Origin of the sequence: Vitiosangium sp. GDMCC 1.1324, from assembly GCF_003044305.1 — a bacterium.
Taxonomy (GTDB): domain Bacteria; phylum Myxococcota; class Myxococcia; order Myxococcales; family Myxococcaceae; genus Archangium.
This window is the reverse complement of the sequence record NZ_PZOX01000008.1, coordinates 519,107-538,478: the sequence shown is the minus strand read 5'-3', so window position 1 is coordinate 538,478 and position 19,372 is coordinate 519,107. Positions and strand designations below refer to the sequence as shown.

Here is a 19,372-nt window from a genome sequence, read left to right as displayed (position 1 = left end):
ACAAGCTGGGCGTGGGCCGGTATGGAGATCAGGTCATCCTCGACGTGCTGGGCGACGGCGACCACTTCGGAGATCAGGCGGTGGTGGAGTCGAACGACCAGTGGACGTTCACGGTCAAGGCCATCACTCCCTGCATCGTGATGGCGTTGCCGCAGAAGGTGTTCGAGGACCAGATAAAGCAGTCGGCGGCGCTGGGCGCTCACGTCGAGAAGTTCAAGGAGCGGTTGAAGAAGCCCCAGGACAAGCTGGGGCAGGCCGCCATCGAGCTGGCGGCGGGCCATGGGGGCGAGCCAACGCTGCCGGGCACCTTCGTCGACTACGAGCTCAAGCCCCGTGAGTATGAGTTGAGCGTGGCGCAAACCGTGCTCAACATCCATACCCGTGTTGCGGATCTCTTCAACAACCCGATGAACCAGACCGAGCAACAGCTGCGTCTGACCATCGAGGCCCTGCGCGAGCGGCAGGAATACGAGATGATCAACAACCGGGACTTCGGGTTGCTGCACAACGCCGACCTGAAGCAGCGCCTCCAAGCGCGCAGCGGGCCACCCACCCCTGACGATATGGATGAGCTGCTCAGCCGGCGCAGGAAGTCGCGGTTCTTCCTGGCCCATCCGCGCACCATCGCCGCGTTTGGCCGGGAGTGCACCCGCCGGGGGGTCTACCCGCCCACCGTCGAGGTGGAGGGCAGAAGGGTCATGGCGTGGCGCGGGGTCCCTATCCTGCCCTGCGACAAGATTCCCATCTCCGAGAACCTCACGAGCTCCATCATCGTGATGCGTACGGGGCAGGACGATCAAGGCGTCATCGGTCTCCACCACACCGGCATTCCGGATGAGGTGGAGCCCGGTCTCTCCGTCCGGCACATGGGCATCAACGAGAAGGCCGTCATTTCCTACCTCGTGAGCACCTACTTCTCCGCGGCCGTCCTCATCCCCGACGCGCTCGGTGTCCTCGAGAACGTCGAGCTGGGGCGCTGACGCACCCAAGACGTGCCGGGCACTTCCTTTCCGAGGAGGTGCCCGGTGCGGCGGCTCGCCGGAGCCAGGGCGTCAGGTGCGTGCCATCACCGGGAGCCGATGAGGCCCGGGCGGCAGCACCAGGTTGCGCACGAAAAGCCAGGCCTCCGTGTCCTCTCCGATGACGCCCGCCTGGGGCCACCAGCGCTCGGGCGTGAAGCCGAAGTGGACCGCGGTGATGGGCTGATCAATCAATCGCGGGATGTGTGGACGCAGGTCGAAGGGCTCGCGCGCGAAGATGTCATCGACATACAGCGTGCCGTCCTCGACCCCGGCGAATACCCAGGCATCGGCGTGCAGCTGGCGCAGCGGCCGTGAGAAGGCATTCGCCGCATACCAGCTCGCGATTCTCGAATAGCCGCGCGCGCCGAAGCGCTCGGTCACCGCCAGCCCCTCGTCGGACAGCGAGGCCAATCCCGCGCGGACGTGGGCCTGGGCCAGGTCGAGCACCGGCGCGGGTTCGCCTCCGGGCTCCGCCTGGAACGAGGCACCGAACAGCGTCTGCTCTTGAGGCGTGAACCCGAAGCGCGGGTAGTAGTCGAGCACGTTCTTGTTGGCGAACAACAAGACAGGTGCATCGCCGCAAGAGTCGAGCGCCGCCTGCATCACCACCCGTGACAATCCCCGGCCACGGTGGGAGGGCACGCAGCCGACCGCGCCGAGCTGGTAGCCGATGACCTCGCGGCCCTCGATGCGCAGCCGCATCCGCGTCACCGACGCATTGGCCACCACGCGCCCTTCGTCGAGCACCGCGAAGGCGCGGTAGTCGTCGTTCCATTCACCCCACTCGCACCAGCGCCGGAAGTCCACGGTGCGGAAGACCTGCGGCACGTAGCCACAGAAGGCGGCTTGCCGTGCGAGGTCGCGGTGGTCGATTTCCACGGCGGCAGGGATTGTCATGGGCATGTCTGTCCGGCGGTGTGAGCCGGAGGGGGAGGGGGCTCACGCGGGGAGTGCCCGTGTGGCGTGGCCCCCTCCTGGCCTCAGTAGGCCTTGGAGAAGACGATGCGGCCCGGAGAGGGCTCGCCCGTCACCACGCACTTGCCCGGCTCCTGCGTGAGCGCGAACGGCCGGTTGCGCGTGGTGAGGCCCGTCTCCTCCTTGATGCGAGCCTCCACCTTCGGGTCCCCGTTCCAGTGCGCCAGGAGGAAGCCGTCGTCCGCCCGGGCCTTCATCTCCTCGTAGCTGTTCACCTCGAAGGTGTGCGAGTCCCGGAAGCTCTTCGCCTTCTCGAACAGGTCCTTCTGCATCTGCTCGAGCATGTCCTGGGCCTTGGCCACCGCCTGGTCCAGCTGGATGAACTCCTTCTGCTTCACGTCGCGGCGCACCATCACGCACGAGCCCTTGGCCAGGTCCTTGGGGCCCAGCTCCACCCGGAGGCACGTGCCCACCAGCTCGTGCTCGTTGTACTTCCAGCCCGGGCCCTTGGTCTCGTCGTCGTCCACCACCACGCTCAGGCCGGCCTTCTTCAGGTCCGCGGCCAGCGCGTGCGTCTTCTCCAGCACCTGCGTCTTCTCCGCGTCGGAGGCTTTGCCGAAGATGGGGATGATGACCACGTGCGTGGGGGCCAGGCGCGGCGGGACGATGAGGCCCGAGTCATCCGAGTGCGTCATGATGAGGCCGCCGATGAGGCGCGTGGACACGCCCCAGGACGTCTGCCACACGTAGTGCTGCTTGCCGTCACGGCCCTGGAACTGCGTGTCGAAGGCCTTGGCGAAGTTCTGCCCCAGGTTGTGGCTGGTGCCCGCCTGCAGCGCCTTCTTGTCCTGCATCATCGCCTCGATGCTGTAGGTGCGCAGCGCGCCGGCGAACTTCTCCGACTCCGACTTGCGCCCCGTCATCACCGGCATCGCCATGTAGTCCTCGGCGAACTTCCGGTAGACCTCCAGCATCTGCAGCGTCTCCTTCTCCGCGTCCTCCTCCGTCTCGTGGCAGGTGTGGCCCTCCTGCCAGAGGAACTCGGTGGTGCGCAGGAACAGGCGCGTGCGCATCTCCCAGCGCATCACGTTCGCCCACTGGTTGATGAGCAGCGGCAGGTCCCGGTAGCTCTGGATCCACTTGGCGAAGCTGCGGTTGATGATGGTCTCCGACGTGGGCCGGATGACGTAGGGCTCCTCGAGCTTGGCGCCGCCCGCGTGCGTGACGACGGCGAGCTGGGGGTTGAAGCCCTCGACGTGCTCGGCCTCCTTCTTCAGGTAGCTCTCGGGGATGAGCAGCGGGAAGTAGGCGTTCTTGTGACCCAGGTCCTTGAACATCTTGTCCAGGACGCGCTGCATGTTCTCCCAGATGGCATAGCCATTGGGACGGATGACCATGCAGCCCTTCACGTCCGAGTAGTCGGCGAGCTTCGCCTTCTGGACCAGGTCCACGTACCACTCGGAAAAGCCCTTCTCGCGCGGTGCCAGCTTCTCGGCCATCTGCTCGGAATCCTTCGAAAATGAGTGAGGGCCGTTGCCTACGCCGGCCCTCGTCGGAAATCAATGTTTACGGGCTACTCGCAGCGCAGGGACTCGTGCCGGCAGTCATGGCCGGAACGGTCCAGCTCCAACTGGTAGAGCGACTGGAGGGCCTCGTTCTCCAGGGACACCCCCACCCGGCGGGGGCCCGTGCCCGGCTCGTTGAGGAGGATGTCCACCGACTCCAGGCTCCGTTGGGGCGTCGGGTCCGCCGGGGCCGCCACCACCTCCCGCTGCTCGAAGCGCTTCCAGGCCCGGGTACCGGCCGTGCCCACCGTGGAGAAGCCCTCGGCGCAGTTGGCCGCCCCGCCCACGAAGCCCGCCTGGTAGACGCGCGCGCTGTGGCCCCCCGAGGCCGCGCACATGCCCCCGGACGCCCCGGCCTCGAAGCTGTTCCACACCACGCACCCGTTGACGAGCGCCGTGCCGCTGCCCGTCTGCTCGCGGGGCGCGCTGTACTTCACGTACCAGCCCGCCCCCAGGGCCCCGGCCTCCTTCGCCCCCTTGGTCACCGTCCCGGTGGCGTCGAACTGGGACACGTCCACCAGCTGGTCCTCCGTCAGCAGGCCCGTCTCGTATTTCGTGGCCTCGGCGTCGGTGTCGAAGGTGCGCGCCTTCTTCACCCCATAGCTCCAGAAGCCATAGAAGCGGTGGGGGCTGGTGGCTGGCAGCGGCTTCGTCGCGGCGATGGGAATCCAGTCATCGCGCGTCACCCGGCAGCCCCAGGCGGTGCCCGTGCCGTCGCAGGTGTACTCCAGGCGCCCCGAGGTGCTCGCCGAGCAGCCGTTCTCCGCGGCGTAATCCCAGGCGAGTGACACCTTCGTCGAGCCACAGGCCGCACCGGCCGTCGCCGGGGTGGGCGTACCCGGGGTGTAGGTGTAGTCGTCGTAGGTGGTGGTGGAGCTCCAGGCCGTCGCGCCGCCGTGCTCCACGGTGACGGTCTGGCTCGCCCGGCAGCCGAGCTGCGCGCACCCCAGCGGGTTGGAGAGCCGGCACGTCGTTCCACCGCTCTCCGCGAGGTTGTAGCGGTCTCCCGTCCCCAGGAAGGTGCGCAGGAAGCCCGTGTCTGGTTGCACCGTGTTGGTGGTCATGAAGCTGAAGGAGGGCCGCACGGCGTCCGCGCCCGAGGCCTTCACCTGGAAGGCGCGCGCCGCGAACCAGTTCTCCACCCGGCCGCTGGCCGAGCGCACCCCGGGTTGCCAGAAGCGCACCGTCCACACCTGGCCGCCGTAGTCCGCCACCGTCGCGGTGTCGAAGAGCAGGTCCCCGTCCGGCTTCGAGCTGAGCTCGTTGCCGATGTCCATCATCGCCACGCTGGCCGCGAAGGGGTGGCGCAGGTGCTCGGAGCGCGTGGAGCCGTCGCCATGGAAGAAGCTCCACAGCGTCTCGCCCGTCTTCATGTCCACCATGGCCAGGCCCCGGCCCCGGCTCAGTGAGCGGTCATAGCCTCCGTTGAAGAGGACCACCCACTCCTCGCGGGCCGTCTTGCCGTCCACGCGCCATGGGCCCGCCGGGTCCGCCAGGGCCACCGGTCCGATGGGCGGAGGCCGGGGCGCGAAGTGGCCATCGCTCTCGCCCAGTTGGAGCGCGAGCGGGTCGCACGGCTGCGGCCACATCCACAGGAAGTCTCCCTTCTGGCTGGGAGCTCGGCCCGGCTGTCCCGCTCCCGGGTTCGCCAGCAGGGACGTCAGGTCCAACGCGAAGCGGTGCACCCCGCCCGTGCCCGAGCCCACGACGGCCACGGTGCGGAACTCGCTGGCCTGCTTCTTTCCATCGGCGGTCGCGTCGCCCGCGGTGCCCACGCCGTCCAGCCACACCTCGCGCACCATGGGCGTGCCGTCCACGAACCAGCCATGCTTGCCCAGCTTGGGCAGCAGCTTGGGCAGCAGGTCCGGCGGGATGAAGGCCCAGAGCTCCTCGCCCGTGCCCTCGTCGTGCTGAGGCAGGCCCGTGATGGGGTCCTTCCCCGAGGGGTGCCCGTTCTGGAAGGCGTGCAGCATGCCGCCGTTGGAGCCCACCAGCACCACTCGCTCCCGCTCCTGGTGGCGCTTCACATACGCGTCATAGGCCGGGAGCGCGCGGCCCGTGCCCGCCTCCGCGTAGGTGGCCTGCTCCGTGCGGCCCGCGTAGAGCGTCTGCAGGCACTGCGGCGAGAAACCGCAGTAATCCCGGGGCATGGGCGGCTCCACGCTCTGCGGCGCCGAGTGGAAGATGTCGTGCAGGAGGAAGGGCCGGTCGAAGTCGCGCCGGCTCTTGTCCGTGTTCAGCACGTCCGCGCCCCGGTAGTAGCGGATGACGGCGCGGGCGCAGTCGTCCGGGCCCAGCTTCTCTCCGGCCACCGTGCACCCTCCGTCGCCGATGCCCAGGGACTCGCGCAGCGCCGGGGCGTTGGCCTCGGTGAATGCCACCGGCGTGTCGTTCGAGTCGATGCGCCCGTCCGGCGCTCCCGCGGGGCCTCCGTTGTCCACGATGGTGTAGATGTCGCGCGTCTTCCAGCGCTGGGTGGGCACCGCCGAGGCCTTGAGCTTCTGGCCCGCCTCCCAGTAGGGCCTGGCCGGTTGCAGCCGGTCCTTCAGCTTCACGAAGTCGCCCAGCTCGTTCTCCACGACGGCATCGCCGTCCGCGTCGATGAGGTGGACGTCATCGCAGTCATGGTCCTTGTTGAGGTCCCCTGGGTCATCGCCCGTGGCGGCCAGGGCCGGCTTGCACCCGAGCAGCAGCTCCGAGGCGAGCTTGTAGCGGTACAGGTAGCCGCGCCAGGGCTCGTCGCGGTCCCGGCCCGGACGCAGGCGGGGCACCAGCGTGCCGTTGGAGCCACCGAGTTGCAGGCCGGACACGGACGCCGCGGAGAAGGACGTGGAGCGCCGGTTCACGTTGGCGATGATGTCCTCGAGGGCCTGCTTCAGCCCCGCGCCGTCGTTGGCCTGGTGGTAGAGCCCGCCTCCCACGCGGGCGGCGTTCTTGAGGATGTTGGCGTTCACCCCGAAGCCGATGGCGTGGATGGTGAGGCTCTGCCGGCCCCGGGTGTCGAAGTCGCCCACCACCTCCGGGCTGGAGCGCTGCAGGTCCTGCGTGGCGAGCAGCTTCGCCACGTCATCCAGCTTGTGCTGCGAGTCCTCGGGGCACGGCTCAGAGGCGGGGCACTCCACCGGGCCCCCATTGAGGGCCTCGAGTGCGGCGGAGGGAATGTGCTCGTCGGCGCTCGGCTCGCCGTCCGTGACGATGACGATGGACGTGGCCTGGCAGGCCCAGCACCAGCTCCGCTCCGGCTGCGAGAGGAGCGTGTTCTGGAAGCCGCTCTTGAGGTAGCTGCTGTCGAAGCCGAATGCGTCCAGGTAGATGGAGTTGTTCGAGGAGAAGTACTGCCCGAGGTTGAGGAGCGACTCGGCGAGCGGGGTGGCGGCCTGGAAGTGCAGCGAGTCCACTGCCGCCAGGTAGCTGGAGCGCACGGTGTCGAAGGCCCGGGGATCCGCGCTGAGCTGATCGCACGTGGGGCGCTGCGGCATGGCCATCAACGCACCGTGCACCGAGTTGTCCGCGTCGAAATAGCTGATGCCCACGCGCACCCGGCGCATGTCCTTGATGATGGACTTGAGGACGGCCTTCGCCGTCACGTACTTGGGTGGGTTGAAGTTGAGGAAGCGGCCCGAGAAGGCGAAGGTGAGCTTGCGTGGATCCGTGCCCGGCCTCGAGCCCGTGGCCCCGGGCCGCTTGTAGAAGCCCTTCGTCTGAAGACACGCGAGGCACGCATCGTAGAGCGCCCGCGTGGGATCCGCGCTCGCCGGGTGCTGGAATGCGCAGACGTCTTCCTTCGTATTCCACTGGGAGGCCGGCGCGTTGGAGTCCTCCCAGAACATGTACCCGTAGAACTTGTCGTCCTGGAACAGGGTGGGGTGGTCCGCGTCCGGCACCGGGTAGGCGACGCTGGGGTTCCACCCGTTGGCGGCCTCCATCGCGAGCAGGTCCGGCTGGGAGCAGCCGTCGCCCGCGGCGAAGAAGGCCTCATGGTGGCCCTCCTGCACCTGGGGCAGCTCGCGCATGGACGCCGAGGTGTCGATGAGGAAGTGGACGTTGGGCGGCGTGCCCTCGCTCATGAAGAAGCGCTCGTCGCCGGTGATGTCCTCACCGCGCAGGGCCTCGGAGGCCAATGACGTGGTGAGCTGGCAGCAGGCGGGCGTCGACGCGGGCGCCTCCGCGTGGGACAGGGCGGAGGTGAGCAGGAGCGTGGCGGCGGACAGGCGGAGGAGATGGCTCCAGGAGTTCATGGGGAGTCCTCGGAGGGGCTACTGAAGGCCGACACGGACGACGAACTCGACCTCGCGCTCGGGGCCGCCGGGGTACTCCTGGCAGAGCGCCGTGACGGAGTACCAGTAGGCCCCCTCGGCCGAATCACCGAGCGTGTTGCTGATGTCCCGGGCCGCGCCGCGCGAGGCGCCCACGGCATTGGCGGGCAGCCGCTCCACGTTCGTCAGGGTGGGCGTCGGAGGCGCTCCGGGAGGGGGCGCCGCGGGTGTGCCAGTGAAGTGGCCCGCGCGGATGACGCCCTGTCCGTACGGGTCAGCGAGTTGCACCTGAGCGGCGCTGCCGGGAGTGAGCACCCGCAGACGCGCGAGGAAGAGATTGCGTGCCGCCTGGGTGCAGGCCGAGAGCGAGTCCTCTCGCGTCTGGAGCACGGCGGCGTTGCGCTCGGTGCCGGTGAAGGTGATGGCTCCCGCCACCAGCAGGGTGATGAGGACCACGACGATGAGCGCCATCACGAGGGCCATGCCTCGGGGAGCGGAGGGACGGGGACGCAGCGGCATGGGCTCAACCTCCTCCCGGGTGGGTGGGGATGAACTGGGAGCGCATCAGCAGGTTCTTGGGGGCGATGGCCTCGCGCATCACGGCGCGCGTGAAACCTCCACCGCGCGGGTCGAAGGCGCTGGCGGGCGAGGTGCCCAGGTTCTCGAGCTGCCGCCAGGCGGTGGAGCCAGAGGGGAGGGCAGGGCCCTCGGAGCCCGCGGCCCCGGGGGTGAGCACGTCATCTCCCGGGCGCTGCGTGTCGGGCCGGGTGCTTCGCGCCACGAAGGTGAGCCGGACCTGGCGGATGTTGGCCGGGTGCGAACCGAGCCGCCGGGGCGAGGCATACGCGTCATCCAGGCGCGGCCGGTCCTCCTCGGGAGTCCCGGTGCTCCACGACTCGCCCCAGGGCACGGCGTCGTCCACGCCCACGAGCGGCGGCGGCGTGTCCCCGAGCGTGTTGAGGATATAGGCCACCTGGAGCTGCTCGATGCCCACCGCGATGGGCGTGGCATCGGCTTCGTCAATGCTCCCATCTCCATTGATGTCCACGCCCCGGTGCAGCATGAGGTAGGGCGTGGTGCCGGGAGTGGCCGGGTTCCCGTCATCATCGAAGGCCGCGACGTAGAAGCTGGCGCGCTCCACCTTCACCACCACGGGAGGCTCCATGTCGTGGAAGCAGTCTTCAGCCAACTGGGCCTGCTCGTGGAAGAGCGCGCCCGGAGGCCCCGAGGGCGAGTCCACCGGAACGGGAGTGGTATCCAGCTTGACGGAGGTGGCCTTCACGGGGGCCGTCTCCCCCACCGTCACATAGGCGTAGCGGATGGCGCCGGGGCAGAGGACGAGCAGGATTTCTCCCTTGCGCAGCGGCCGCTGGAGCTCGCGATCGAAGCGCAGGTAGTCCGAGCCCACCTCGGTGGCGAGGCGGCGGAAGTACAGGTCGCGCGAGTGGACGGTGATGCCGTCCGGGAAACCATCGCCGTGCGCGTTGCTGGCCGCGTCGAAGGAGTCATAGGCGAGGATGGCCCGGTCCGGGTCCACGCCGTAGCCCGCGTTGCGCACGTGGCGCTCCACGAAGCCGAGCGCCTGGCGCACACTGGACTGCACCGCGCGGCGGCTCGCGTGGGCCTGGTATTGCCAGGCCTGCGAGACGAACACGAGCCCGATGCCGGTGAGCACCACGGCGCCAATGGCGGTGCCGACGAGCAGCTCGACGAGGGTGAAGCCCCGGGGGCGGCGAGGCGCGCGCATGCTCAGATCTCCGGTATGGCCGCGGCGCCCCGGCCGATGGCCTGGGGGTTGAACTTCACCGCCCAGATGTTGACCTGCTTGAGGTTCCCGGACGTGGTGGGGAAGCGCACCATCACCAGGATGCGCCGGGCCTCGGTGGTGCCCTCGGCGCTCTTCACGGGCGCCACCCGCCATGCCACCTCGTAGGGACCCTCGGTGCTCACACTCGCGTGCGCCGCGCCGAGCAGCGGGCGCGCCCCGACCAGCGCCACCGCGTCCGCCAGCTTCACCCGTCCATCCGCCTCGTCGAAGGAAGCGAAGCGCGGGTCCTTGGGGTCGATGGTGCTCTCGGCGGACAGCAGCGCGTGGTCGAAGGGCAGACGCTCGAAGGAGTCCACCAGGTCCCGGGCAATCTTGCTCGCGGTGGACTGGCGCCGGGCGAGCCCGTTCTGCTGACTGGCCAGCACGTTCATCTGCAGCACGCCGAGGATTCCGATGGAGAAGACGGCGAGGGCCGCGAGGGCCTCGATGAGACTGAAGCCATGGACCCTGCTGGCGCGAGACGTCGGAGACATGGTGACGAGTCCTCCTAGAAGACGCGGATGGCACCGGCGGGCGCGGCGATGACGACCCACCGGGGCGGGCCGGACGTGCGCGAGTCGGGCGCGAAGGCGATGACGCCACCGGCCTCGGCGCCGCCCGTCATCACCTGCACGGTGCCATCGGGAGAGAAGCGGATGACGCCGCGGGCGCCCCCCGTCCCCTCGCTGCAGAAGGTGCACCCGCCGAGCAGCCGGCCCGAGCCCGAGGGCGTGAGCGGGATGGCGGTGAAGGGCGCGGGCAGCGCGTGGAAGTCCGGGCGCGGTGCCCCGAGGTCCAGGAAGCCCAGGCCGCTCTCGTGGGAGAGCCGCAGGTGCTCGTGCTGGACGCCGCCCACGGTGGCGGGGTTCGCCACGTCGTCGCTGGCCCAGTTGAAGGTGCCGAGCGAGTCCGCGCGCTCCAGCAGGAACACGCCGAACTCGCTGCCATCGTCATGGAAGACGACGTAGTGGGGCACGCCCATGCTGGTGGCCCGCATCTGCGCGGCGGTGTACAGCGCTCCCACCTCGAAGGCGGCGTTGCTCACACGCACGCGGGAGGTGCCGTGGAACACCGCCAGGCCCGCGAGCGTCGCCAGGATGCCGAGCACGGCGACAGCGACGAGCAGCTCGACGAGGGTGAAGCCAGCGGAGCGGGACCGGGTGGACACGCGGGAACTCCTTCCGCCCGGCCGCTTGTGCAAAGCGCGGCCCACCTGTCCCAACGGGAGGGAATACCTGTCCAAGCCCTCGGAACGAGAGGGAACTCCACTGCCCCGAGTGACCGCACAAGTTGCTCCGGGCTGGCCTTTCTACCGGAACGGAATTTCCCTTTTTGTAACGGTTGCATGCCCGCCTGCCCCACTCGGAGCCCGGTGCCTCCCGTCCCTCCGGAAATTGAATCGCGCACGATTTAATTGCGCACGATAATGGGGGCGTTAGATTCAACCCGTGGCGAGGGAGCAAGCGGCCCCCGCCGACGGACGGACCACTGTTTCCACCAGGAGAAAAACCATGAGCCAGACCCCTGTGACCCTCGAGAAGCGCCTCTACACCGCTGTTGCCACCGCCACGGCGGGGCGCGAGGGGCGAGCCCGGACCGATGACGGCCTGCTCGATGTCGCGCTGGCGCCGCCGCGGGCGCTGGGCGGCAACGGCGCGGGCACCAACCCCGAGCAGCTCTTCGCCGCCGGCTACTCGGCGTGCTTCGGGAGCGCCCTGGCCCATGTGGCCCGGGCGAAGAAGATCACCACGGGGCCGGTGAGCATCACCGCCCAGGTGACGATTGGCACCGTGGGCCAGGGGTTCGGCCTGGCGGTGGAACTGGTGGCCTCGATTCCCGAGCTGCCGCGCGAGCAGGCGGAGGCCCTCCTGCGCGCCGCTCACGAGGTGTGCCCGTACTCGAACGCGACGCGCGGCAACATCGCCGTCGACCTGCGCCTCGCCTGAGCGGGGACTAAAGCTAGAGTAGGAAGAGACCCGATGACCGACGTTCTTCGACTGGATGACCAGCTCTGCTTCGCGCTCTACGCGGCCTCGCGTGCGATGACGGGGGCGTATCAACCCCTGCTCGAGGAACTCGGCGTCACCTATCCGCAGTACCTCGTCCTCCTCACATTGTGGGAGGAGGACGGGGCACGGGTCTCGCGCATCGGGGAGCGGTTGCACCTCGACTCGGCGACGCTGACGCCGCTGCTCAAGAGGCTCGAGGCCCGGGGGCTCGTCGAGCGTCGGCGGAGCAGTGAGGACGAGCGCGTCGTCGAAGTGTTCCTCACGGCCGAGGGCAAGCGCCTCCAGCAGAAGGCCAGGGAGATACCCCTGGCCCTGTTGTGCAAGATGAAGCTCTCGCTCCCGGAGCTCGCGCGTCTGCGCACGACGTTGCAGGAGCTCACGCAGAAGCTTCACGACGCCACGGCGGACTGATTCTCTTGGCGGACGGAGTCAACGCCAGGAGGCGCGGCATGTCACGCGGGTGGGCTGTGCTGCTCTGCATGTTTCTCGTGGGGTGCAGCGGCGCTGCCCAGAGTGTCCGTCACGCCACTGGCCAGCAAGAGCGCTGTGTTTACGTCCCTCGCCGTTACGTTGTGTCGGGGACACGGAGTGAAGCGTTTCATTCAGCTCGCGCTGGCATGGAAGTAGTCCCTGTGGCGGCAACGCTGGGGGCGGCTTCGCCAGCGGTGCCGCTGACCCCACCCTCGTCACCTCCACTGGAAGGGCTCTCTGGCGAGGGGTTGGGTGATGGCATCCCACGCGGCGTGCTCCGGCTCGTGCCAGAAGGCGGCACGACCGCGGGAGAAGTCGGGGCGGGTGGCGCGGCGGGAGAGCTCGTCGTCACTGGCGGCTCGGTTACCGCGGCAGCCGGTAGTGTGCTCTTGCTCTGCTTGACCGCCAAGGCGGCCGTGGATGGGTCGGAGACCCACGGGATATTAGGAAATGGCGAAAACAATCATGCATAGACCTGGATCCTTTCTGAGGATCCCCCTTGCCGATGGTTCCTTTGGCTACGGGAGGGTCCTCGAGCCACCGCATGATGCCTTTTACGAGTACAGGACCAAAAGTCCTGACTCAGACCTTGATCGGATTGCATCCAAGTCAATTCTCTTCAAGGTGGCTATCCGCCATTCGGACCTGAGTCCGTGGGAGATTATTGGATGGAGAGAGATTGAGGAGCCTCTGGCTCAACCGATTGTCCAATTCAAGCAGGACGTGGGGAACTTCCGTCGCTGCAAGATTTTCGATACCGTCGGTAATGTGAGAAATGCCGAACCCCAGGAGTGTATCGGGCTCGAACGATTGGCTGTTTGGGAGCAGCCCAATGTCGAGGAACGCCTGCTCGACACCTTCATGGGGCGGCCCAATGACACGGTGGAGCACCTGAAAGTACGCCTGCAATAGGACGTGACTCAGGCGGGCTTTGTGTACGGATAATGCATAGGTTGGATCATCTGGGAGGCTTCATCCTCCTGAGCACACTGGCCCGCCGTAAGCGGAGGCAGGCCAGCGCGTAGCCCCTCGATGTGACGACTTGAGTGCGACGGGGGGCGAGCACAGTGAGGCGCCCGCCCCACCTCCACAAAAGAAGCCCTGGTGGAAGGTGTGGTGACTCATGGCCTCCATGATGCAAACGCGCTACAAACAGGCCCTTCTCTCCTTCTCCGCAAGGATCCCATGGCCAACGACATCACTCCCCTCGACATCGACGTGATCGTGCAGATGACGAACGACACCTTCGCCACCTGGTCCTTCAATCATAAGGAGACTGACAGGGACGCCACCCAGGTGCGGCTCTTCATCGGGCAGGAGTACCAGGTGACATACCAGCTGCGCGATGCCGACCGCTGGAGCATCGACGCGGTATCGCTGCGCAGGGTTTCCGACGACCCCAACGTCGGCTTCGTGACCCTCACACAAGGCCAGACATCGGGACCCCGGACACTTCTGGATGGAGCAGGGACGCTGGCCGTCGAGAAGTTCACGCCGGAGTCGGTCACCCTGATCATTACCAATACGCTGACCACTGACAGAGAGGCTCTCACCGTGGGCCTGTCCCTGACGGTGTCCGCCAACCACTCGCTGCCCGGCAAGGACTCCCAGCCAATCCCCAAGCAGTCGAGCCAGGACCCCCAGATGGTCCTCGAGCCTCGCACCGTGCCGCCGCCTCCCACTGGGCACTGACAGGCGGCGGGAGCCGAGCCGCCGCTACGGGCCTGCTCGCGCCGTGGAGGCACCTCCTCCAGCGATGAGCGAACGGCGGACACGCAGCGACTCCTCGTCCGCGTATCCCATCCAGTCCAGTGTCTCGAGCAACGGGCGGGCCTCGTCCGCGCGGCCGAGCCCCAGCAGCAGCCGCGCCCGGAGGTCGAGCACAGACGGCTCCGGAGCCTGCTCCCCGGGGCCGAGTGAGGCGAGGGCCTCTTCCCATGCCGTGCGCGCATGAGCGGCGGCTCCGGCGCGCGTCTCGAGCAGCCCGAGCTGCCACAGGCCGGACGCCCGCCACAGCGAGAAGTCGCGCTCCGCTGGAGCCTCCGCGCACAGCTTCTCCAGCACCGCAAGGGCTTCCCTCAGGTGGCCACGAGCCCGCGTCTCCTGGCCTTGCGCCCCGTCCACGGAGGCGAGCGACATGTGGCCGCGCGCCAGCGCGAAACGCCACCCCCGGTGCTCGGGCGACTTCGCCAGGAGCTCCGTGGCGGTGCGCAGCTCCGTGTCGAACAGGGCGCGCGCGGTGGCCAGATTCCCCAGCACCCGCTGGCAGCGGCCCACCTTCTCGTAGCGCAGCAGCAGCTCGCCACGCCACGTGACGTTGTCCGCGTCATGCGCGGCGAGGCTCCGGGCCAGGTCGAGCTCTGCCTCGTATTGCGCCAGCGCCCCGCGCGTGTCCCCCTGGAAGAGCAGGATGTCTCCCACATGGCTGCGGGCAATCCCTAGCAGGCGCCGCAGGCCCGCGTCTTCCGGCGCCCCGGCGGCCAGGGACTCCAGGAGCGTGAGGTTCTGCCGGAACCACTTCAGCGCCTCGGGCAGTGCTCCCCGGCTCCTCGCGGCGTCTCCGAGCTTCGCGTACACCTGGGCCAGCTCGCGCTGGAGCAGCACGTCCTCCGGACGCTGCGCTCGCAACGTCTCCATGATGGTGGCGCTCGCCCCCAGGGCGCTGCTCGCCGCCTGGCCGTCTCCCAGGAGTTGTTGGATGGAGGCGATGTTGCTGTGCGCGTAGGCGAGCTCCAGCTGCCAGTCGGTGTTGCGCGCATCCATCGCCACCAGGCGTCGCGAGATGTCGAGGTAGGCCTCGAAGTGTTGCAGGGCGCCTTTCAGGTCCTTCTGCTGCGTCAGCGCGAAGCCCACCCAGTACTCGCTCTGGCCGAGCGCGAACAACCACCCGCCATTGTTTGGCTCACGCGCCACGAGACCGCGGGCCACCTGGAGCGACTCGAGAAAGGCCCGCGAGGCCTCCGCGAACCGCCCCTGGCCGAAGCGCACCTGTCCGATCTGTCCCAATACCTTGGAGCGCTGCATCAGCTCCTCGGGGGTCTGCTCCGCTTCCGGCACCGTGGCGAGGTACTCCAGCGCCTTGTCTCCCACGTCCTGGAGAATGGCGAGCCTGCCGATGGGCTCGAGCTTGCCGTACAGGTCTCCCAACATGAAGGAGATGAGCCGATCCGCCTGCTGCCGCCGCAGCTCCGCTTCCGCGCGGGCGGCCTGCGCCTGCTCCCCGGCACGGACCGCTTGCAGGGCGAAGACGGACACCACCGCGAGCATGAGGGCCAGCGCAACGGCCCCCCATCCGGCCAGCGCGCGGCGCCTCCGGGCCTGCTCGAGCGCGAGCCGGGTGCGCGCTTCCGCCTCGCGTTGCGCGCGGCGCCTCTCGAGGCTCCTCAACCGCTCGGCCACCTCGCGCGCATCGCTCGTGCGCCGCGCTGGGTCTCCATCCACGAAGCAGGCGATGTCCTCGGCCAGCAGCGCGTCCTCCACGTCCCGCTGCCAGCCGGGCGCGAGCAGGCGCGAGAAGTCCCCCACCACCATTTGGTAGAGCAGCACGCCCAGGGAGTAGATGTCGGCCTGGAGGGTGGCGTGCTGGCCATTCATCAGCTCGGGGGCCAGATAGCGCAGTGTCCCCGCGCCATGGCTCGCTCCTTCCCCATCGGCGGTGGTGAAGCCGAGCGCGGTGATGCCCTGGGCCTCCAGCACGCTCCGGTCGTTGAGCAGGCCCATGCCGAAGTCCGCGAGCCGGATGGACGGAGGACCTCCAGGAACGGTGTGGACGAGCACGTTGGCCGGTTTGATGTCCTTGTGGAGGATGCCCACCGAGTGGGCCGCGGCGAGCGCGGTGGCCACCTGCGCGACCAGCTCCAACCGGGTCTCGAGCGGCACCGCCCCCAGTCCACCCTGGCGGGCCGCCCAGTCGATGAGCGAGCCGCCCGCGGTGTACTCGGACTCGAGGAAGTAGGGAGGTGCGTCAAAGCTCCAGTCGAGGAGGCGGGCGATGTCCTCGCGCTCGCCCAGGGCCTCCTTGAGAAGGCGGAAGAGCGTCACCTCGCGTTGCAGCGCGCGGAGCCGCTCGGCCTCGACGCAGAACTTGAAGACCCGGCGCTCGCCGGTGACCGCGTGCGCCGCCAGCCACACGTCGCCGAAGCCACCTTCCCCCAGCCGCTCCACGAGACGCCAGTGGGGACGGCGCGGCAGGGCTTGTCCCTCCTCGGGCCGCCAGTCTGACATCGACGCGTCGCCGGACGCGGGCGCCTCCGGGGCGGAGGCGGGTGGGACGGGGGCCACCCTGGCTGCCAGGGCGCGCGACACGGTGGGCTCGTCCCCAGATGGCTCCCTCACCGCTGGAGTGGGCCGTGGGGGTTCCTCCTCGTGAGAGAGGGAGGGAGGAACGTCTATTGGTACCCGGACAGCCAGTGCCGCGAGCTCCGCTGCCACCAGGCGCGCGCTCTGGGGCCGGCGCTCGGGCTCCTTTTCGAGCAACCGGGCGACGAGTGCCACCAGCTCACCGGGCGCCTCGGACCTCGACTCTGTGAGTGGTGCAGGAGCCTCGCTCGTCACCCGCCGCAACGTGTCGAGCAGGTTGGCTCCCCGGAAGGGCGAGCGGCCCGTGACGAGCTCATAGAGAAGCACGCCGAGCGCGAAGATGTCCGAGCGGTGATCCACGGCGCGGCCACTGGCCTGCTCGGGTGACATGGCGTGGACCGTGCCGAGCAGCGCGCCCTCTTGCGTCAGCGCGGGCGACGGGGAATTTCCCCACAGCGGCAGCGCCAGACCGAAGTCGAGAATCTTCGCCTGGCCCGCGGACGTGACGAGGACGTTCTCCGCCTTGAGGTCCCGGTGCACCAGGCCCTTGGCGTGGGCTTCGCCCAGACCATCGGCGACCGCGCTGGCCAGCCGCAGGGCCTGGGCGAGCGCGAGCGGGCCCCTCTTCACGAGGGCCGCCACGGTCTCCCCGGCGACGTATTCCATGACGATGCAGTCGCCGTGCTCGGTGTCGAGGATGTCGTAGATCTGAACGATGGCGGGATGGTTGAGGCGTGCGGCGGCCTGTGCCTCCCGGCGGAAGCGGGCGCGGGCCTGCGCTTCGACGGGACCATCCGCGCGGATGCGCTTGAGGGCGACGTGACGATGCAGGCGCTCGTCGTAGGCGAGGTAGACCTCGCCCATCCCACCCCGCCCGAGCAGAGACTCAATGCGGTATCCACCCAGGCGGAAGATGTCGGGAGTCTCGCTCACAGTGCGATGGGCCTCACCTGCCAGCCGGCAACCTAGCACGCCCCCTGAAGGCGAGGGCTAGCTGCACGAACCGGAGGGGGGACAGGGTGAAACCTCTCGGTTCGTGCCGGACGGGGGGCTCAGCGGGAGAGCTGCGACTTGAGGCCGAGGTTGCGGATGAGCCGGTGCAGCGAGTTGACGTGGATGCCGAGCAGGGCCGCCGCCTCGCGGTAGTCGCCCCGGGCCTTCTCCATGGCGTCGAGGATGCTCTTCTTCTTCGTGGAGGTGACGGTTGCCTGGAAGTGGCTGGACGCGGCGCCACCACCCTCGAGCACCTCGTCGGGCAGGTCCTCGGGTTGGATGAGCTCATCGGCGCCCAGCACCACGGCGCGCTCGACCACGTTGCCGAGCTGGCGCACGTTGCCGGGCCAGTCGTAGGACTCGAGGGCGTGGAGGGCGGCGGGCGAGAGGCTCACGGCGCGTTGTCGCAGCCGCTCGCCGTGAAGCCGGGCGAAGTGGCGCGCCAGCAGGGGGATGTCCTCGCGCCGTTCACGCAGGGGCGGCAGGGTGAAGGAGATGACGTTGAGGCGATAGAAGAAGTCCTCGCGGAAGCGGCCCTCGCGCAGGGCGGTCTCGAGGTCCCTGTTGGTGGCGGCGATGAGGCGCACGTCGACCTGGAGGGGACGGGTGCCGCCCACGCGCTCGAACTCGCGCTCCTGAAGCACGCGCAGGAGCCGGGCCTGGAGCGCCGGAGGGATTTCGCCCACTTCGTCGAGGAAGAGGGTGCCGCCATGGGCCAGCTCGAGCTTGCCCTCCTTGCGCGCCACGGCGCCGGTGAACGCGCCCTTCTCGTGGCCGAACAGCTCGCTCTCCAGCAGTGTCTCCGAGAGCGTGGCGCAGTTGATGGCGAGGAAGGGCGCGGCGGCGCGCCGGCTGGCTTTGTGGAGCGCGCGCGCGGCCACCTCCTTGCCCGTACCGCTCTCTCCGCGCAGCAACACCGTCGAGTCGACGGGCGCGGCACGGGAGATGAAACGGAAGAGCCGCTGCATGGCGGCGCTCTCGCCCACCACACCGTGCTCCAGACCCGCCCCCTGCAAGCGTTGGTTCTCCCGCTCGAGCCGGGCCAGGTGTTGGGCGTTGGCCAACCCATGGGCGGAGATGACGGCCGCCGCCGTGAGCAGCTCCAGATGGTGCTCGGTGAAGGCGTGGCCCGAGGAGGCGTCGAAGTAGAGCAGGCCCAACGGCCCCTGGCGTCCCGTCAGCGGCGCGCACAGCACCGAGCGCACGGTGGCCTCGTGCAGGCTCTCGGCCTCGCGCAGCCCGCCGTCCACCGCCACGTCCGTGTACAGGCACCCCACCTTGCCTTCCAAGACGCGGCCCACCAGCGTGGTGCTGACGGGAAAGGCCGTGCCGCTGGCGCCGCGCCGGTCGTGTGAGGCGGCGGCCACGGTCTCCCGGGTCCCTGGCTCGCACAGCAGGACGCTGCCACGCTCCGCCGGCAGCACGGCCAGGAGCAACTCGAGGATGCGCGCCGCCAGATGTTCCACCTGCTGGAGCTCGTGCACCGCGGTGCTCAACTCGAGCAGGGCCTGGAGGTCCGAGGCGATGAGACCGGGGCTCGGGCCCACCGCCTTGGCCAGTGCCGCCCGGAGCCGCTGCGGCTGGAGGTACAGCACGTCCTCGGGCCGCCTCTGCACGGTGCTCCACGAGGCGGCATCCGGGGGCGTGGCCACTGTCCCGGCGGCGAGGGCCGGCACGTCGTCACACAGGAAGAGGAAGGAGCTGTCGCCCACCTGGACGACATCGGTGTGCTCCAGCCGCCGCTCACGCGTGGGCACGCCATTGACGAAGGTGCCGTGGCGGCTGTCGAGGTCCCGCAGCAACCAGTGCTCGCCCGTGGTACGCAGCTCGCAGTGGCGGCGCGACACCACTGGATCCGCGAGCCGCACCTGGCAGTCCGACTGGCGGCCGAGGACGAGGGGCTCGAGCCCGAGCTCCCAGGTGGAACCTCGAAGCGAGCCGCTCAACGCGATGAGACGAGGGGTCAACCGTCACACTCCTTGGCGACGGAGGCGGACTATAGCCCAGGACCCGAGGCCCAACGCATCACCCCAGG

At 69.0% G+C, this 19,372-nt stretch carries 14 protein-coding genes; 5 read left to right on the top strand and 9 right to left on the bottom strand.

What is annotated here, in order from left to right; translation table 11 throughout:
* A partial coding sequence (locus tag DAT35_RS25465; protein ID WP_108069723.1) for a family 2B encapsulin nanocompartment shell protein occupies positions 1-980 on the top strand: 980 nt, incomplete at its 5' end.
* Positions 981-1,052: 72 nt separating this feature from the next.
* On the opposite strand, the gene DAT35_RS25460 is transcribed toward DAT35_RS25465, so the two are convergent.
* From DAT35_RS25460 to DAT35_RS59995, 7 genes are all read right to left on the bottom strand, one after another.
* Positions 1,053-1,919, bottom strand: coding sequence for a GNAT family N-acetyltransferase (locus DAT35_RS25460; protein WP_108069758.1), 867 nt, complete (start codon positions 1,917-1,919; stop codon positions 1,053-1,055).
* 83 nt (positions 1,920-2,002) lie between these two features.
* A complete protein-coding gene (proS, locus tag DAT35_RS25455) occupies positions 2,003-3,436 on the bottom strand; it encodes a proline--tRNA ligase (RefSeq protein WP_108069722.1) in 1,434 nt (477 codons plus the stop codon).
* 74 nt (positions 3,437-3,510) lie between these two features.
* Positions 3,511-7,740 (bottom strand): pilus assembly protein PilY, encoded by a 4,230-nt coding sequence (locus tag DAT35_RS25450; RefSeq protein WP_108069721.1) that lies wholly within the window; start codon positions 7,738-7,740, stop codon positions 3,511-3,513.
* 18 nt (positions 7,741-7,758) lie between these two features.
* Entirely contained in the window at positions 7,759-8,277 is a 519-nt protein-coding gene (locus tag DAT35_RS25445) for a hypothetical protein (protein ID WP_108069720.1), read from the bottom strand.
* Between the two features lie 4 nt (positions 8,278-8,281).
* The gene (locus tag DAT35_RS25440) at positions 8,282-9,505 is read right to left on the bottom strand and encodes a PilW family protein (RefSeq protein WP_108069719.1); all 1,224 of its coding nucleotides are present in this window, start codon (positions 9,503-9,505) and stop codon (positions 8,282-8,284) included.
* Positions 9,506-9,507: 2 nt separating this feature from the next.
* A complete protein-coding gene (locus DAT35_RS25435) occupies positions 9,508-10,059 on the bottom strand; it encodes a prepilin-type N-terminal cleavage/methylation domain-containing protein (RefSeq protein WP_108069718.1) in 552 nt (183 codons plus the stop codon).
* 14 nt (positions 10,060-10,073) lie between these two features.
* Positions 10,074-10,733 carry a Tfp pilus assembly protein FimT/FimU gene (locus DAT35_RS59995; protein WP_199242988.1) on the bottom strand — a complete coding sequence of 220 codons (660 nt, stop codon included), beginning with the start codon at positions 10,731-10,733 and terminating at the stop codon, positions 10,074-10,076.
* 343 nt (positions 10,734-11,076) lie between these two features.
* Between DAT35_RS59995 and DAT35_RS25425 the strand changes: the two genes are divergently transcribed.
* The 4 genes from DAT35_RS25425 to DAT35_RS25410 all read left to right on the top strand — a co-directional run bounded on the left by DAT35_RS25425 (position 11,077) and on the right by DAT35_RS25410 (position 13,737).
* Positions 11,077-11,511: an organic hydroperoxide resistance protein gene (locus DAT35_RS25425; protein WP_108069717.1), complete on the top strand. Its 435-nt coding sequence runs from the start codon at positions 11,077-11,079 to the stop codon at positions 11,509-11,511.
* A 33-nt stretch (positions 11,512-11,544) separates the two neighbouring features.
* The gene (locus DAT35_RS25420; protein ID WP_108069716.1) at positions 11,545-11,985 is read left to right on the top strand and encodes a MarR family winged helix-turn-helix transcriptional regulator; all 441 of its coding nucleotides are present in this window, start codon (positions 11,545-11,547) and stop codon (positions 11,983-11,985) included.
* A 510-nt stretch (positions 11,986-12,495) separates the two neighbouring features.
* Positions 12,496-12,957, top strand: a complete 462-nt coding sequence (locus DAT35_RS25415; RefSeq protein WP_233261695.1) for an immunity 26/phosphotriesterase HocA family protein — start codon at positions 12,496-12,498, stop codon at positions 12,955-12,957.
* Positions 12,958-13,230: 273 nt separating this feature from the next.
* Entirely contained in the window at positions 13,231-13,737 is a 507-nt protein-coding gene (locus tag DAT35_RS25410; protein ID WP_108069714.1) for a hypothetical protein, read from the top strand.
* A 24-nt stretch (positions 13,738-13,761) separates the two neighbouring features.
* Here the strand turns inward: DAT35_RS25410 and DAT35_RS25405 are convergent, their stop codons facing one another.
* Both DAT35_RS25405 and DAT35_RS25400 read right to left on the bottom strand, forming a co-directional pair.
* A complete protein-coding gene (locus DAT35_RS25405; protein WP_108069713.1) occupies positions 13,762-17,277 on the bottom strand; it encodes a protein kinase in 3,516 nt (1,171 codons plus the stop codon).
* 119 nt (positions 17,278-17,396) lie between these two features.
* The gene (locus DAT35_RS25400) at positions 17,397-19,304 is read right to left on the bottom strand and encodes a sigma 54-interacting transcriptional regulator (protein WP_108069712.1); all 1,908 of its coding nucleotides are present in this window, start codon (positions 19,302-19,304) and stop codon (positions 17,397-17,399) included.
* Between the last annotated feature and the right edge of the window lie 68 nt (positions 19,305-19,372).

Coding starts and splice junctions, on each gene's coding strand:
- DAT35_RS25460 (WP_108069758.1), bottom strand. CDS start 1,919: ATGACAATCCCTGCCGCCGTGGAAATCGACCACCGCGACCTCGCACGG.
- proS (WP_108069722.1), bottom strand. CDS start 3,436: ATGGCCGAGAAGCTGGCACCGCGCGAGAAGGGCTTTTCCGAGTGGTAC.
- DAT35_RS25450 (WP_108069721.1), bottom strand. CDS start 7,740: ATGAACTCCTGGAGCCATCTCCTCCGCCTGTCCGCCGCCACGCTCCTG.
- DAT35_RS25445 (WP_108069720.1), bottom strand. CDS start 8,277: ATGCCGCTGCGTCCCCGTCCCTCCGCTCCCCGAGGCATGGCCCTCGTG.
- DAT35_RS25440 (WP_108069719.1), bottom strand. CDS start 9,505: ATGCGCGCGCCTCGCCGCCCCCGGGGCTTCACCCTCGTCGAGCTGCTC.
- DAT35_RS25435 (WP_108069718.1), bottom strand. CDS start 10,059: ATGTCTCCGACGTCTCGCGCCAGCAGGGTCCATGGCTTCAGTCTCATC.
- DAT35_RS25425 (WP_108069717.1), top strand. CDS start 11,077: ATGAGCCAGACCCCTGTGACCCTCGAGAAGCGCCTCTACACCGCTGTT.
- DAT35_RS25420 (WP_108069716.1), top strand. CDS start 11,545: ATGACCGACGTTCTTCGACTGGATGACCAGCTCTGCTTCGCGCTCTAC.
- DAT35_RS25415 (WP_233261695.1), top strand. CDS start 12,496: ATGGCGAAAACAATCATGCATAGACCTGGATCCTTTCTGAGGATCCCC.
- DAT35_RS25410 (WP_108069714.1), top strand. CDS start 13,231: ATGGCCAACGACATCACTCCCCTCGACATCGACGTGATCGTGCAGATG.